The following is a 15,855-nucleotide window of genomic DNA, read 5'->3' as shown; positions in this document are numbered from 1 at the left end:
GCGCGCTGCGTTGGATTCTTAACCGCGGATGACGTTTTTCTTCGTACAGTTGCGACCCATTTCTTGGCGCCGAGCACGTCACCGTCGCGGGTGAAGAAAGAGAACTTGCCTGATAATTCAAGGACGCGTCCGTGAGGTAACCATTGGCGTGGAGCAGAGTCAGCGCCTCATGATCGACTGGTTATTGCATCTACGAACGCAACTTCCTGACGACCCACTAGAAGTCGCCAGGCCGTGTAACTGGGGTAAAGACCAACTCGCCAAAGTCAAAGAAATTACCTCACAGCAAGACCAAGCTAGCGAAGAAAACGACCGACCAGCTCTCTACGACAATGGTATCGGAGACGAATACCAACACAATCTAGGAATCAGAAAAGGCCACATCGGCACATAATCCAACACGCCGAACCAGACACACTTTTTACTACTTAGCCCGGAAATGTTCGGGTTTTGTTCGGGACGAGATGTAACGACCTGCAACAACGGATAATATGCATTGTTTTTGAAATGAAGAAAAGCCCCAGCTAGAAATGCATATCTAGCTGGGGTTTTGGTGGAGCCGCCTACGAGAATCGAACTCGTGACCTTTTCATTACGAGTGAAATGCTCTACCGACTGAGCTAAGGCGGCACGGTAAATCTACCGTGGGCTACTTTACATTAATCACAGCCCTAGCAACAAAATTGGGTTTTGGACGCTACTTCATGATGAGGCCGAAAGCTTTCTTCTGCAGTTTGAGGTGCGCTGGGAGATTGCTTTTCTCTGGCGCGCCGTCCTGTGGCGGCAGGGCCGCCACCACTTCGGTGGCTTGGCGGATGGCGCGCTTGGCGTCCAGCTCCGCGGCGTGTTCGGCGCCGCCTACTATGTGGACGCTGCTGTGTGTGACCTTGAGATCGTCGTAAAGCTCATTGACTGATTCCTGCCCACTGCACAGCACGATGGTGTCCACCGGTAGGACACTGTTTTTGTGATTATGGATGTAGTGCAGGCCGGCGTCATTGATGCTGGTGTAGGCCACGCCGGTGTATTGGTGCACGCCCTTGGCCTTGATTGAGGCGCGGTGCACCCAGCCGGTGGTCTTGTTCAGCCCTTTGCCAATGTGGCTTTCTTTGCGCTGGAAGAGGTGGATGCCCCGGCGCGAGGGGCTCGCCTCTGGCTTGTTAAGACCGCCAGGCTGGGTGGCGTCCACGCCCCATTCTTTTCGCCACTGCTCCACATCGAGTGCTGGTGAGGATTCGTAGGCCAGGTATTCGGCCACGTCCACCCCAATGCCGCCGGCACCGATGATGGCCACGCGGTCGCCGGCGGTCTTTGCGCCGCTGAGGAGGTCAGCGTAGGTGATCACGGATTCATGGTCAATGCCGTCGATGTCAGGGATGCGCGGTGTCACGCCGGTGGCGATGATGATGTGGTCAGATTCCTGTAATTCTTTCGCCGTTGCGCGGGTTCCCAGCTTCAGATTGATACCAAGCTCCTTGATGCGCGTGGTGAAGTAGCGGATGGTTTCCGTGAATTCCTCCTTGCCTGGTATCTTGGCCGCCAGTGCGAACTGGCCGCCAATATGGTCATTGGCTTCATAGAGCGTGACAGAAAAACCGCGCTCGGCTGCGGAGGTGGCGGCGGCGAGGCCAGCCGGGCCAGCGCCCACCACGGCAACGCTGGGCTTTTCATCATCGGCGCTGTGCGACGAGGGCAGCGGAAGCAGAACCAGCTCACGCTCGTGACAGGCGCGCGGGTTAACGAGGCAGGTGGCACGCTTGTTCCCAAAGGTGTGATCAAGGCATGCTTGGTTGCAGGCTATGCACGTATTAATCGCGTCAGCTCGTCCACTAGCTGCTTTAGTGACAAAGTCTGGGTCCGCAAGGAAGGGCCTAGCCATGGCAACCGCATCAGCTTTGTCCTCCGCCAGAATCTGTTCCGCCACCTCTGGGGTGTTGATGCGGTTGGATGCTGCCACGGGGATGGATACGTGCTTGCGTACTTCGGCGGTGACATCCACAAACGCAGCGCGTGGAACGGAGGTAACAATGGTGGGCACGCGGGCCTCATGCCAACCTATGCCGGAGTTGAGAATGTTGACGCCGGCTTCTTGTAATTCTTTCGCTAGTGCAATGATCTCCTCCGGCGTTTGACCGCCTTCCACCAGATCAATCATGGACATGCGGAAGACAATGATGAAGTTCTTCCCCACTGCCGCGCGCACTGCTTTTAGCACCTCAATGGCAAACCGCCTACGGTTTTCAGGGCTGCCACCCCAGGAATCCTCGCGCTTATTAGTGCGCGGCGCGAGGAACTGGTTGATCAGGTACCCCTCAGAACCCATGATCTCCACGCCGTCATAGCCCGCGTCCTGCGCCAGCTTTGCCGCGTTGGCGTAACCGGTGATTTCCTTCTCAATGGCTTTCTCACTCAGCTCGCGTGGGGTAAACGGGTTAATGGGTGCTTTGACCGCAGACGCCGAGACGTTAAACGGGACGTATGCGTACCTGCCCGTGTGCAGCAACTGGAGGGCAATTTTTCCGCCCTCGGCATGCACCGCATCAGTGATCACGCGGTGCGCCTTGGCCTGCTTCTTGGAGGTCATAGTGGCACCGAACGGCTTCACCACTCCCGACTGCGACGGCGCGTAACCACCAGTAATGATGAGGCCCGCCGACGCACGCGCGGCAAAGAACGCCGCCTGGTCCTGAACATAGTGGAGGGAATCTTCAAGGCCCGTGTGCATTGAGCCCATGATCACACGGTTCTTTAACGTGGTGAATCCTAGATCCAGCGGCGCCAGCAGATGAGGGTAATCAGACATGGTGACCACATTACCCAGAAATATGTGTCACAGGACACACTTTTCGGGAAAAAGTTCACCCCATTACCACTGAGGCTCTCAGTTAAGAACGGAAGCATTTAACTCTGCCTCGGCTATTCGAGTTAAGCACCTCTAGGCCGATCCTGTAATCCGGTGTTCCGCAGATCCCGTGGACGGGAAACTTTGTAGTTTCTAGGAAACTCCCGACGCCTTCCTAATCTTGCCCACCATCGCATCCATGGCCGTTTCCGGCCGCACATTGACGGCAATGTGATCGCGGCAAGTCATGATGGCGTCAATGCACGCGACGAGCCCCGGCTCACCGATCTTGGAGAGATCCTTAGCCAACCCAGCAAAGTCAGTGTGTACGGACGATACATCAGCACCGCTTGAGAGAATAAGGGCATCACGGTACAGACCCGCAAGATCCGTCAGGCACAGATCAAGGGCGTCTCGAATAGCGCGTGTCTTGCGCTTCTTCTGCAGATCCTCCAACTCCTTGATGGAGGACGCCGCACCACGCAGTGCCTTGTGCACGCCCTTGCCCTTGGTGCCCATACCAAGGGCGTTCTTAAGCTTCTCTAGCTCTTTCTCATTTTCCTCCGCCAAATCCTGCTCAGCACCCTTGGTCACTTTCTTCACGATGTCTGTGACCGCAAGGAACGCTTGATCGCCGTGGCCGATCAGCTCCGCAAGGTGCAAAATGCTGGCACGGCGCTTGCGCGCTTCCTCGTCGTAGACAAGACGACGCGCGCGCCCAACATGGTTGCCAGTAGCCGCAGCGGCCATGCGAGCGACATTCTCATCAAGGTTGCTATCACGGCGGGTCAGAATGCGGACCACATCGTCCACACTGGGTTGCGGCACGTACACGTGGCGCGAACGAGAAACCAGCGTTGGGATGACATCATCGGGATCCGTAGACGGCGCACACAACATGATCACCGTGTGTGCAGGCGGTTCCTCGAGAGTCTTGAGAAGGCAGTTGCCGGAGGCATCATTGAGACGATCAGCGTTGTCCAAAATAACGATGCGCCATTTAGCCACCGTTGGCTTCTTGGCCGCGGGGACCACCACTTCATCGCGCACAGTTTTCACGGAAATAACCAACTCACGCGGCACAATCGTGAGCACATCACCGTGCACGCCACGACGAGCCTTCACGCACTGCTCGCACTCACCGCATCCGACAATCTCTGGGTTGTCACACTCCAGCGCCGCGGCGAACGCCCGTGCAGCCACGGAACGCCCCGACCCGGGCGGGCCGGTAAACAGCCACGCATGCGTCATGGCAGAGCCCTCCTCACCCGCGCGGGCGGCACGTGCAGCACCGCGGAGTTCGTCTGCTACGAGTTCATTCACGCCCATCTGGACAAAGATGTCATCTACCACCCCACTAACAGTAGTAAATGGCGCGGACACTTTTCACCGGCACGACCTGAAGGCCTAAGAAACCGCCACTATAAGCATCTTCAGCACATTCACATGAAGGATCTAGCAGAGCTCGTCATAGTATGATTTCCGCTCACATTTGCTCACACTTTGCTGTGGGTTCCATACTTTAAGCGTCAAAAGAGTCCAAACATCGTTAGAGTAGTGATCATGACTAAATTGTGGCGTGGCATCAAGTGGGTTTTTGGCACCCGTTGGCCTTGGTACGTCGCAACCGTTATAGGCTCCAACCTTGCCGCGGCGGTAGGCATCCTCGCGTTCATCTGGGTCTTAGTACCATTGCCGGAATTTCAGCGGTTCTCAGTGTTCAACAAGAACCTGAGCACCATCGGCGTCGCGTACGTCAGCGTTGCCATTCTGTTTGGTGTCATCGCCACGTTCCTCCTTTTCCGGCCTGTGATTGACTGGCAGCGCAACCCCGAAGGCCACGATCCCAACATGGTGCGCAACTTGGTCATGCGCATTCCTATCTACCAGGCAGGACTCAGCGCAGGAATTTGGGCTATCGGCATTGCCATCATCACCGTGGTAGCGCTGCAGACCTCCGCGCGAGGGGCACTCGTCATCGCTGTGGCCACCAGCCTGGCCGCCATCGTCGTGATCATGCTGACATACTTGGAGGCAGAGCGCTTGCTCCGTCCCGTTGTCGCAGAGGCACTGGCGCGCCGCTTCGAGGACGCCACCCTTGAACCACCCATCACTCAGCGCCTTCGCATGACATGGGTACTCACCTCAGCCGTACCCGTTATTGGTATCATCCTGCTGCTCATCGGCCAGTACAACGGACTCTTTACCGATAACGCAGAAGACATCATCCCCGCCATCGCGGCGCTAGCGGTCGCCGTCCTGATCACCGGCTTCCTAGGCACCACCTTCACTGTGATGAGCGTGGTGGATCCGATTCTGGAACTGCAGGGCGCTATCAACCGCGTTCGCCGAGGCGAGTCCGATGTCCAGGTGGATATCTACGACGGCTCCGAGATTGGCGTTCTCCAGGCCGGCTTCAACGAGATGATGCGAGGCCTCAAGGAACGCCAGCGCGTACGCGACATCTTTGGCCGCTACGTTGGCACCGAGGTTGCAAAGCGTGCCCTCGAGGAACGCCCCGAACTGGGTGGCGAGGACCGCGAAGTAGCCGTCATCTTCGTAGATGTCATCGGCTCCACCACCTTCGCCGTAGCCCACACGCCTGAAGAGGTCGTGGAGGAGCTTAACCGCTTCTTCGAGATCGTGGTGGAGGTTGTGCACGAGCACAAGGGCATCATCAATAAATTCCAGGGCGACGCCGCACTGGCCGTATTCGGTGCACCGATTACGCTGTCCGACTCCACCGGCCATGCCCTCGCTGCGGCCCGCGAGCTGCGCACCAGGCTCAAGGACCTGCGCCTCCAAGCAGGCATTGGCGTAGCGTCAGGCCACGTGGTCGCCGGTCACATTGGTGGCCACAACCGATTCGAGTACACCGTGATCGGTGACGCAGTCAATACCGCGGCCCGCCTGACCGAGCTGGCTAAGGACACAACTGGCCGCGTTCTCACAAACGCCGCCACGTTAGAAAAAGCCAACGAGGCCGAACAGCGTCGCTGGACTCTTATGAAGTCCGTTGAGCTTCGCGGTCGCAAGATGATGACCCAACTTGCTCGTCCGGTCCGTGCAACCCTTGCGGATCGCTCCTAATCATCGTGAGATAAATCATGCAGCCTGCCACCGTGATGGCAGGCTGTTTCTTTTTGTGCCCTGAAGCAAGCGTGAATCCCTGAGGGCATACCCTCTACCCGGGTACCACAGATACAACTTCCTAGCAGCCGGAACGTGGAAAATCCTTCCCCACTCCACGCCAGGCGACCATTCCCAGACTTAATACTTGAATGGCCCAGCGCACCCAACTATTGCCCGTAGCTCATAAATTGCACTCACCCCCTGAACCTCAGTGGCGCACATCAGAGCTGTTCGTGCAGGGTCAGGCAAATAGACACATGTGTGTTGTCTTGCATACAATTCCGTTTTGTATCGAAACCTGAACAGGAAGGAACCGGTGTCACCACCGTGACAACTCATACCGAAAGGCCAAGAACCTCCGGCCACGGCATGCGCGAACTGACCATGCGCGCCGTCATCTTGGGTGGACTCATCACCCTCGTCTTTACAGCAGCGAATGTGTACCTGGGCCTCAAAGTTGGCTTGACCTTCGCTACGTCTATTCCAGCCGCAGTTATCTCCATGGCCATCCTGCGTAAGTTCGCTGGCCACAACATTGTAGAGAACAACATCGTCCAGACAATCGCATCCGCGGCCGGCACGCTTTCCGCAATCATCTTCGTGCTCCCAGGCCTTGTGATGATTGGTTGGTGGAGTGGCTTCCCTTACTGGACCACCGCCGCCGTCTGCGCCATCGGCGGAATCTTGGGCGTCATGTACTCCATCCCGCTGCGCCGCGCACTGGTCACTGGTTCTGATCTCCCGTACCCAGAAGGTGTTGCCGCTGCAGAGGTTTTGAAGGTGGGCGACGACAACGCTGAGAGCACCAACCACGAAGAAAACAAGAAGGGTCTGCGCGTCATCCTCGCCGGCGGCCTCGCATCCGCCGGATACGCACTCCTTACCGCACTCAAGGCAGTGGTCTCTGAAGTTTCCACCGTTTTCAAGCTCGGTGCCGGCGGCACCATGGCGGGCGCTTCCCTCTCCCTCGCCCTCATCGGCGTGGGCCACTTGGTGGGCGTGGGCGTGGGTATCGCCATGATCGTGGGTCTGCTCATTTCCTTCGGCGTCCTGCTTCCTATCTTCTCCGCTGATGACGTCGCCGCAGGCGGCGCTGAGCTTGCCGACATTGTCTCCGTGTCCTTCAGCGACGAGGTCCGCTTCATCGGCGCCGGAACCATGGCGGTTGCTGCAGTATGGACACTCATCAAGATCATCGGCCCAATCATCAAGGGCATCAAGGATTCCCTCGTGTCCTCCCGTGCACGCCAGGGCGGCACCGAAGTACCTATTACTGAGCGCGATATCCCATTCAACATTGTCGCTGGTGTCATCGTGGCATCCATGCTTCCTGTTGGCGCACTGCTCTACCTGTTTGTTCACGTCTCCGATATCTCCCACCACACCGGCACCCTGATCGCACTGAGCATCGCCTTTGTATTGCTCATCGGCCTCATCGTGGCCTCTGTATGTGGTTACATGGCCGGCCTGATTGGCGCATCCAACTCCCCAATCTCCGGCGTGGGCATCATCGTTGTGCTCGCCTCCGCTCTCTTGATCAAGGTGGTAACCGGTAACGAATCCGATTCCAACGCACCGGCTCTCGTTGCGTACACCCTGTTCACCTCCGCAGTGGTCTTTGGTATTGCAACCATCTCCAATGACAACCTGCAGGACCTCAAGACCGGCCAGCTGGTTGGCGCTACCCCATGGAAGCAGCAGGTAGCTCTGGTTATTGGTGTCCTGTTCGGATCCATCGTCATCCCGCCTGTTCTGCAGCTCATGCTCACCGGCTTCGGTTTCGTAGGCATGGAAGGTGCAGGCCCTGAGGCGCTTGCTGCACCACAGGCAGCCCTGCTGTCCTCCGTGGCTAACGGCATTTTTGGTAATTCCCTGGATTGGTCCCTCATCGGCCTCGGCGCGCTGATCGGCATCGGCGTCATCATCGTGGACGAAGTCCTCCACAAGACCACCAAGTTCGCCCTGCCACCACTGGCAGTGGGCATGGGCATGTACCTGCCAATCTCCCTGACCCTCATCATTCCTGTGGGCGCGTTCCTTGGCTTGGCATACGACAAGTGGGCCGCCAAGCGCAGCAACCCAGAGTCCGCTAAGCGCATGGGTATTCTTCTGGCAACCGGACTCATTGTGGGTGAATCCCTCTTTGGCGTCCTCAACGCTGGCATCATTGCAGCCACCGGCTCTGAGTCCCCATTGGGCATCTTCAACATCGGCAACGTCGCCCAGATCCTCGCCGTCATTGTTTTCGCTGGCATGATCATTGGCCTCTACCAATGGCTGCGTAAGGTTTCCTCCGCTTTGGAATCCACCAACAGCTAAAAGCGCGCGGCTAAAACATACGGCTGGGGTCCTGCTCAAGAATCAAGAGCAGGACCCCAGCCGTTTCCTCTACCTATCCCCTTGGAGGGGGCGCCGGTGTTAACTAGAACAGGTTGCGTAGGGCGTCAATGTTCACCGCACCGCCAACAGCGGCGATGATCGTTGAGACGGCCGCGATGACGTCTTTCCACAAGCCGTTCTCAGAAGATCCCGCAACAGACGATCCATTCGCGGAGCCGGTATTTCCAACGGTGGTGTCGTCCTGCTCGTCGGAAGCGCCGAACCACCACTCATCCAGAGTCAGCTTTGCCACGGTGGTGTTGTCAATGTAGTCACCACGAACTGGGTCAGTGCCCACAATCTTGGACTTGATGTCCTCAGAGCCAGCACCCTTAAAGAAGAATGGGACCACCTGGTTGGTGTGGTCATCGGAGTACCACTGGTGACGGTCTGCCATCACGCCCTTCTCACCCGTCATCGCATTGAAGCGGTCCTCATCACGCTCAGCAGCACCGGAGAGGTACCCGGTCTCGTGGTCGGCCGTGACGATCAAAAGGGTCTCGTCCCAGGAAGAGTTCTCCTCAACCCACTCCACGGCAGACTCAACTGCCGCGTTGAAATCCTGCACTTCCTCGATCTGGCGAGCGGAATCATTAGCATGGCCGGTCCAGTCAATGGCACCGCCCTCGATCATGATGTGGAATCCGTCTTCGTCCTGGCCCAGCACGTTCAGCGCACCCTCAGTCATGGTAGCCAAGTCAGTGACATCATTGCGCGGGTCAGAGTAAGGAGCTTCAGCTGCGCCCTCACGTGCCTGCTGCAAGGTGGTGCTCACTGGCGCCAGACCGAAGTACTTCTCGCCCTCCTTGACCTCTCCATTTGCGAGTGCCTCAAAGGACTCCTTGGACTCAACGTAATTCCAGCCCGCGGAGCCGTCCTTCAGGGACTCAAAATCCTTCTGCCCAAGAGCAGAGTAATCAGGGGCCTGAAGCTTGCGGTTGGAATCATCGTACTCAGGGTGGCCAGCACCCATCACTACGGATAGATCAGAGTTAATGATCTCGTTAGCGATCTCGGTGTAATTGTTGCGGTTCTTGTTGTGCGCGCTCCATGCTGCGGGGGTGGCGTGGAAGAACTGCACTGAAGAAACCACACCGGCCGACTTGTCGCGACTAATTGCACGCTCGGAAGTGTTCTCCATTGCGTGCCCGTAAGCAGACACACCTAGAGTTCCGTTAGCTACCTTCATACCCGTTGCCATTGCGGTACCAGCTGCAGCAGAGTCAGTAGCACCTTTGTCTACATAAGTGTGGGAACCCCATGCTGCCTCAGGATCGTAGGAGCCGCCTTTAGGGAAGGTGGTCATGGACAGGCGGTTGAAGTCCTCAAAGACCTGAACAGACTCACCAGCTAGCTCCTTTACGGCACCGAACTCGCCATCAACGGTGTACTTGGACTGACCGGTTTCAAAGAGGTTGTTGTAAGAAACGTGGCCATAGCCCATGCCATCACCCACCATGTAAATGATGTTCTTTGGTGCGTCATTGGTGTCTGCGGCGGCTGGAGTTACTGCGACGGTGGTGGTGATGAGTGCGGTTGCAAGTACAGATGCGCTAATGCGACGAGACATGTGAGTCCTTCAGAAATCGAGTAGGTATGTGCGGTTCTTCTGCGCACTGGATGACAACCTAACGAGCAAAGATTGAATACCAAATAACTGCTTACCAATTGCGAGTTAAAGCATTGTGAACAGTGCGTTATCCATCATTGGTGTCAGCCCACCAATCCCTTCCGTCACATCCACCCACACCCACTAGGCCACCAGCCGCTCTGAACAACTGCCCACACTGGATATCCTGCGCAAACCACAACGTGGGAGCACCTCGGAGAGATGGAGGTAACGCATCGCGGGCGTGGAAAATGTCCGGTACTCATCCCGCTCGAAGAGCTCACTGCCCGCACCTCATAGTCCACTACACGCCTTCATTGGTAGAAGATTTCACATAGCATTGCGGAGTATGAACCCAAGCCACACCCACCCCACACCGCGAATGATCGTCCCTGACTTCGCCCGCGGCATAGCCCTGTTAGGAATTGCTCTGGCGAATGCCTCAGTGATGTGGTTCGCCCCGTATGACTTCGGGCCCGCGTTCTTCTATGGCGGAACTGACGGCGGGGCGCTGGATAATCTCACGATCCTCATCACGTCTATCACCGCCCACGTGCGAGGGTTGCCCATGTTCTCCACATTATTGGGATTTGGCGTAGGACTCATCACCCTCAGCCTGTGGCGCAGAGGTTTCCCTGTTGGTAGCGCTCGGCGCACAATCGTGCGCCGATATGGTTTTCTCGCCATCTTCGGGCTGATTCACGCGCTGTTTATCTTCCCCGGTGACATCCTGTTCTACTACGGCATCTCAGCCATGCTGTTAGCCACGATGATCGCCATGAAGGATAAAACGATCATGATCATCGCTTGGGTTCTGCTTGCCCTCAATGTAGTAGGCGGTATCAGCTCGGCTTTGCTATTGCTTACCCTTGACGAATACTCAATCAACGAGGCCGCAGCGACCATGGTCACCACCATCCGGTCCTCCTCAGTTGGGGGATTCCTGTGGGATAACATCGGGTACTTCTTCATCGGCTTGCTGAATTTTCCGGTTTACATCTGCGGCTACCTACCGCTGATGCTGATTGGCTTTGTGTGGGCACGGAATGGAATCCTGGCGCAGGTGGACCAAAACAAGAAGACGCTGACTTCTTGGTGTGTAGCTGCCACTGTCATGGCGCTGGCCACCGGTGGGTTCATGGCGGCAGGTGCGCTGGGCGATGACTCAACTCGTATGAGCCTTGTCGCGATTATGCTCAACAGCGCTCTTGGCGTATTCACCGGACCTGGAATCCTGGCAGGAATCGCGCTAGCGCTCAACTCAGCTCAGAAGAAGCTCAACGCTGGCTCCACCCCCGCACTGTGGATCGCTGTCCCCGCAGCGCTAGGCAAGCGCAGCATGTCTGGTTACCTCATGCAATCACTTTTGTTCGCCATCATCAGCTTTAATTTCTTCCTCGGCCTTGGGCACTACACCGGCGCCTTCACAGTTGCGTGCCTTGCCACCGTAGTGTGGCTAGTGACCTTGGGGCTCGCGTGGATCCTAGAGAAGAAAAACATTCAAGGGCCGTGTGAGTTCGTCCACCGTCGCCTTGCTTACGGCCCCACTATGCGCCCTGAGCTACCCACCAGCAACGCGCCAGCAGTAATACACGCTCTCCCCAAGCAGCCTCATGATGCACAGGGCACGCCCAATCCCCCAAATCTGAGCGGATGGTAATCATGCGGCGCGGGTGGTGGGACAAAAAACTAAACTCTGTGCGCTTTTTCAGCCTCAAAGTTGAAAAAACGGGCGCAAAGTTTAACTTTTTGTCCCCTGCCCGTAGAGCCCCTCACTGATGAGCAGATGCCCCACCGCAAACAGGCCAGCTTCAGCAGCGTTGGCGGCCTTCTTCATCAACGCCGCTTTAGCAGGCAGCAGGTTCTTAACAAATGTCAGGCCTTCACTTGCCATGAGAAGGTTACCTCCATGGCTTACACCTTGGGTGGTGGTGTTCTCCCGCAGCACGGGGTTCTGGGCCAGCGCCGCATTCGAAACAACAACAATGCCACCGGCAGCCACCGCCGGGGTGTGCGCACGGGATGTGCACGCTGCAAGCACAGTTCCTACCGCCCACACACCGCTGTAGACACCTATGAGGGTCTTATCCACTGAGGTAACCCCGTGGCGAGCAAGGCCAGCCAGGTAATTAACGTGCGGGGCGATGGTGCCACCAACGCCAACGAGAGTGGGTTCTTTAGCGTGGACTGCCTTGTGCCACTGCCCCACCGCACCCGCAAGCGCCGCCATTGCACTCGTGGCAGTTATGGGTGAACTTGCCGCAAGCAGTGGCAACAGCGCCGTATTAGCCACCCGAGCAGTCTTGTGAGCGCCCGCCAATTCCGCGATGACATTGATGGCTGTTGTTGATAGGAATGCGGCACGAACAGGATTCCTGCGAGCCACTTCAACGCTTCGCCGCAGCGCTTGAGCTCCTTCGGCGGTGCGTTGGACAATATCCGCCGTCAACTGCTCGTTCATACAACTCCTTTTTTGGCACTCAACTGGGCTATCACACACCCTAGTTCCTAGGACGCCACCATAGGAAAGGAAAACACCGAGCCACCTGCGGGGCTCGGTGCTAATCCTACTTCTTGCGGCTTCCAGCCTTGACCGTCTTTTTGGTCAGGGTTGGGGCCTTCTTCGACGCCTTTTTGGTTGCCTTCTTCTTCGTTGCTTTCTTCTTGGTGGCTTTCTTAGTGCCACCCTCAGCAGCTTCCTTGGCACGACGCTCGGAGAGGAGCTCGTTGGCGCGTGCGTCAGTCAGCGTTGCTGGGTCGTCACCGCGACGTAGGGAGGCGTTGGTCTCACCGTCGGTGACGTATGGGCCAAAGCGGCCGTCCTTGACACTCATTGGCTTGCCCGATACGTCATTGTCACCTAGCTGCTTCAGCGGTGGCTGGGCTGCAGCGCGGCCCCGGCGCTTTGGCTCAGCGTAGATGCGGCGTGCCTCATCTAGGGTGATCTCAAAGATCTGATCCTCGCTCGCCAGCGAGCGGGAGTCATTACCCTTCTTCAGGTATGGGCCGTAGCGACCATTCTGCGCAGTGATGACCTCATTATCCGTTGGGTCCACGCCCACCTCGCGTGGCAGGCTCATCAGCTTTAGAGCCTCTTCAAGGGTGACGGTGGACGGCTCCATGGAGGAGAACAAGGACGCAGTAGCTGGCTTAAGCGTTTCTTCTACGATCTCAGTGATACGCTTTTCTTTCTGCTTTGCCGCCGTCTTGGTTTCCCAGTTCTTGGCACGCTTGCCCTCGGCTGCGCGCTGCGCATCCTCCTCTGCGCGTTCCTTTGCAACAATCTCCTCAGCCTTTGCTGCAGCCTTGTCCCTTTCATCATCACCGAGAATCTCAGTGACGTAAGGGCCAAAGCGCCCCTCCTTAGCCACGATCATGCGGCCAGTTTTTGGGTTCACGCCCAGCTCACGACCGGACTGCGGGGTGGCGAACAGCTTCTCAGCCAGCTCAAGGTTGAGCTCATCAGGAGTGGTGGTATCACTCAAGTTAGCGCGCTGATACTCGATTGTCCCATCCTGCGCTGTTCCTACCGCACGCTCGATGTATGGGCCATAACGACCAACGCGAACGAAGATAGGGCGGCCCTCAGAGTCATCGAAAAGACGCAGTGAGTTGACCTCACGGGCATCAATTTGCTCGAGGTTGTCACCAACCAGAGCCTTCAAACCACCAGCGCGAGCAATGGATTCAGCAGTAGCGTCAGAGGCCTCCGCATCACCAAAGTAGAAACCGGTGAGCCAGTGCTTGCCTTCCTCGTTACCAGCAGCGATGTCATCCAGCTCATCCTCCATGGAGGAGGTGAAATCATAGTCCACGAGAGCGGAGAAGGACTTTTCCATCAGGCCAACAACGGCAAACGCTACCCAGCTAGGGACCAACGCGTTGCCGCGGGAGTATACGTAGCCACGGTCTTGGATGGTCTTGATGATGGATGCGTAGGTGGAAGGACGGCCAATGCCTAGGTCTTCCATCTTCTTCACCAAGGAGGCCTCTGTGTAGCGCGCTGGCGGGTTGGTGGAGTGACCATCAGCGGTGATTTCTTCCACGCCCAGCGCGTCACCCTGGGACAGCTGTGGGAGGTGCTTCTCCGCGTTGTCCGCAACGTCACGGCCGTCTGACAGTCGCGACGTCTCAACATAAGCTCGCAAGAAGCCTTGGAAGGTGATGGTGCGACCGGTAGCGCTAAACTCTACGGCCGTGCCGTCAGTGGCGGAGCCGGCGATGGTGACCTTCATGGAGGTGCCCTTGGCATCGGACATCTGCGATGCCACGGTGCGCTGCCAGATCAGCTCGTAGAGCTTGAATTCCTCAGCATCCAGCTGGTTCGCCAGCTGCTGCGGCGTAGCAAACTTCTCACCAGCAGGGCGGATCGCCTCGTGTGCCTCCTGGGAGTTCTTGACCTTGCGATCGTAGGTTCGCGGGCTAGACGCTACGTATTCCTTGCCATACAGGCTCATAGCCTGCTCACGCGCCGCATCCAGACCCTGCTTGGACAGGGAGGTGGAGTCAGTACGCATGTAGGTGATGTGGCCGTTTTCGTACAGGCGCTGCGCGATACGCATGGTGCGCTCAGAGGTGTAGTGCAGCTTGCGCCCAGCCTCCTGTTGGAGGGTAGACGTCATGAACGGCGCGTAAGGCTTACGGGTGTATGGTTTTTCTTCCACCTGGGCCACTGCCATTGGCTGGCCCTCAAGATCCACCGCCAGCTGATCGGCGCGGGCCTTGTCCACCACAACGGCATCGCCAGTGAGCTGGCCACGATCGTTGAAGTCACGGCCAGTGGCCACGCGCTTGCCGTCGAGAGCGGTCAAGCGACCAGTGAACTGAGACGGGTTGCCCTTCTGTTCTGGCTTGCCGGTGTCGAACGTTGCCTGCAGGTCCCAGTACTCAGCGGAGATGAACGCCATGCGCTCGCGCTCGCGTTCCACAATCACACGAGTTGCAACAGACTGCACGCGGCCTGCGGACAGGCGCGGCATGACCTTCTTCCACAGAACTGGTGAAACCTCATAGCCGTACAGGCGGTCGAGGATGCGGCGGGTTTCCTGAGCATCCACCAAGTTTTCATCGAGGTCACGGGTGTTCTCAGCCGCAGCCAGAATTGCCGGCTTGGTGATCTCATTGAACACCATGCGACGCACGGGAACCTTTGGCTTCAAGGTTTCCAGCAAGTGCCATGCAATGGCCTCGCCCTCACGGTCAGGGTCTGTTGCGAGGTAGAGCTCATCTACTTGCTTGAGCTTTGCCTTCAGGTCAGCAACCTTCTTCTTCTTATCAGGGCTAACCACGTACAGAGGCTCAAAGCCGTTGTCAGTGTTCACACCAAGACGAGCCCACGGCTCCTTCTTGTACTTGGCCGGAACATCACTGGCCCCGCGAGGAAGATCACGGATGTGACCAACAGACGCCTCCACGATGTAATCGCTACCAAGGTACGGAGCGATCTTCTTTGCCTTCGTCGCGGACTCGACGATGACTAGGCGCTTGGTGCCACTAGATTGTGCCATGGAAGAAGAATTCCTCACTTCGCTGTAAATAAGTATTCAAGGACATGTACAGGAACATGATCCTTGGGCGGTCCACTCTACCCGTAGACAATGACTATCAAGTAGACCTTCAGCAGTCTTACCGCTAAACAAAGGTATACCCCAAAAGTTTGTTTCCTTATAATAAGGGCGCACTACGCGCATTTGTCTAACCCTGCACGTTAGGACCACCAGAACAGCTTCACGGGGTGCCCAATGACAGACTCCGCGCGGGTGGGATAGCTCACCTCAATGAAGAAATTTAATTGTGCCCAAACAAGCTGGTCACGGATAATAAACAACCACTGTGCCAGGCGGGCCAGAAATTCGCTCCTCTACTGTAAGGGCTGCACCCACAACTCGGCGTG

At 57.1% G+C, this 15,855-nt stretch carries 8 protein-coding genes, 1 tRNA gene and 1 pseudogene; 4 read left to right on the top strand and 6 right to left on the bottom strand.

What is annotated here, in order from left to right; translation table 11 throughout:
• Positions 1-154: 154 nt before the first annotated feature.
• Positions 155-394, top strand: a pseudogene (locus tag ACXM2N_RS01250) (IS256 family transposase); the annotation flags it as partial.
• Between the two features lie 160 nt (positions 395-554).
• Here ACXM2N_RS01250 and ACXM2N_RS01245 read toward each other — a convergent pair.
• The 3 genes from ACXM2N_RS01245 to ACXM2N_RS01235 form a co-directional block, all read right to left on the bottom strand.
• A tRNA-Thr gene (locus ACXM2N_RS01245) sits at positions 555-630 on the bottom strand.
• 67 nt (positions 631-697) lie between these two features.
• Positions 698-2,803: an FAD-dependent oxidoreductase gene (locus ACXM2N_RS01240; protein ID WP_458489249.1), complete on the bottom strand. Its 2,106-nt coding sequence runs from the start codon at positions 2,801-2,803 to the stop codon at positions 698-700.
• A gap of 192 nt (positions 2,804-2,995) precedes the next feature.
• On the bottom strand, positions 2,996-4,171 hold the full coding sequence (locus ACXM2N_RS01235) for a DNA polymerase III subunit delta' (RefSeq protein ID WP_458490937.1): 1,176 nt from the start codon (positions 4,169-4,171) through the stop codon (positions 2,996-2,998).
• Between the two features lie 234 nt (positions 4,172-4,405).
• Here ACXM2N_RS01235 and ACXM2N_RS01230 point away from each other — a divergent pair, with 234 nt between their 5' ends.
• Together ACXM2N_RS01230 and ACXM2N_RS01225 are read left to right on the top strand one after the other, a co-directional pair.
• Positions 4,406-5,932 (top strand): adenylate/guanylate cyclase domain-containing protein, encoded by a 1,527-nt coding sequence (locus tag ACXM2N_RS01230; protein ID WP_458489247.1) that lies wholly within the window; start codon positions 4,406-4,408, stop codon positions 5,930-5,932.
• Between the two features lie 369 nt (positions 5,933-6,301).
• Entirely contained in the window at positions 6,302-8,293 is a 1,992-nt protein-coding gene (locus ACXM2N_RS01225) for an OPT family oligopeptide transporter (RefSeq protein ID WP_458489245.1), read from the top strand.
• Positions 8,294-8,396: 103 nt separating this feature from the next.
• Here the strand turns inward: ACXM2N_RS01225 and ACXM2N_RS01220 are convergent, their stop codons facing one another.
• Complete coding sequence (locus ACXM2N_RS01220) at positions 8,397-9,923, bottom strand: alkaline phosphatase (RefSeq protein WP_458489243.1); 1,527 nt, start codon at positions 9,921-9,923, stop codon at positions 8,397-8,399.
• 388 nt (positions 9,924-10,311) lie between these two features.
• On the opposite strand from ACXM2N_RS01220, the gene ACXM2N_RS01215 reads away from it, so the two are divergent.
• The gene (locus ACXM2N_RS01215) at positions 10,312-11,622 is read left to right on the top strand and encodes a DUF418 domain-containing protein (RefSeq protein WP_458489241.1); all 1,311 of its coding nucleotides are present in this window, start codon (positions 10,312-10,314) and stop codon (positions 11,620-11,622) included.
• An 81-nt stretch (positions 11,623-11,703) separates the two neighbouring features.
• Here ACXM2N_RS01215 and ACXM2N_RS01210 read toward each other — a convergent pair whose 3' ends face one another.
• Together ACXM2N_RS01210 and topA are read right to left on the bottom strand one after the other, a co-directional pair.
• The gene (locus ACXM2N_RS01210; protein ID WP_458489240.1) at positions 11,704-12,423 is read right to left on the bottom strand and encodes a hypothetical protein; all 720 of its coding nucleotides are present in this window, start codon (positions 12,421-12,423) and stop codon (positions 11,704-11,706) included.
• 106 nt (positions 12,424-12,529) lie between these two features.
• The gene (gene topA / locus ACXM2N_RS01205) at positions 12,530-15,469 is read right to left on the bottom strand and encodes a type I DNA topoisomerase (RefSeq protein ID WP_458489239.1); all 2,940 of its coding nucleotides are present in this window, start codon (positions 15,467-15,469) and stop codon (positions 12,530-12,532) included.
• Positions 15,470-15,855 lie beyond the last annotated feature (386 nt).

The organism is Corynebacterium sp. ZY180755, from assembly GCF_054331495.1.
This window is presented reverse-complemented; position numbering and strand designations above follow the sequence as displayed.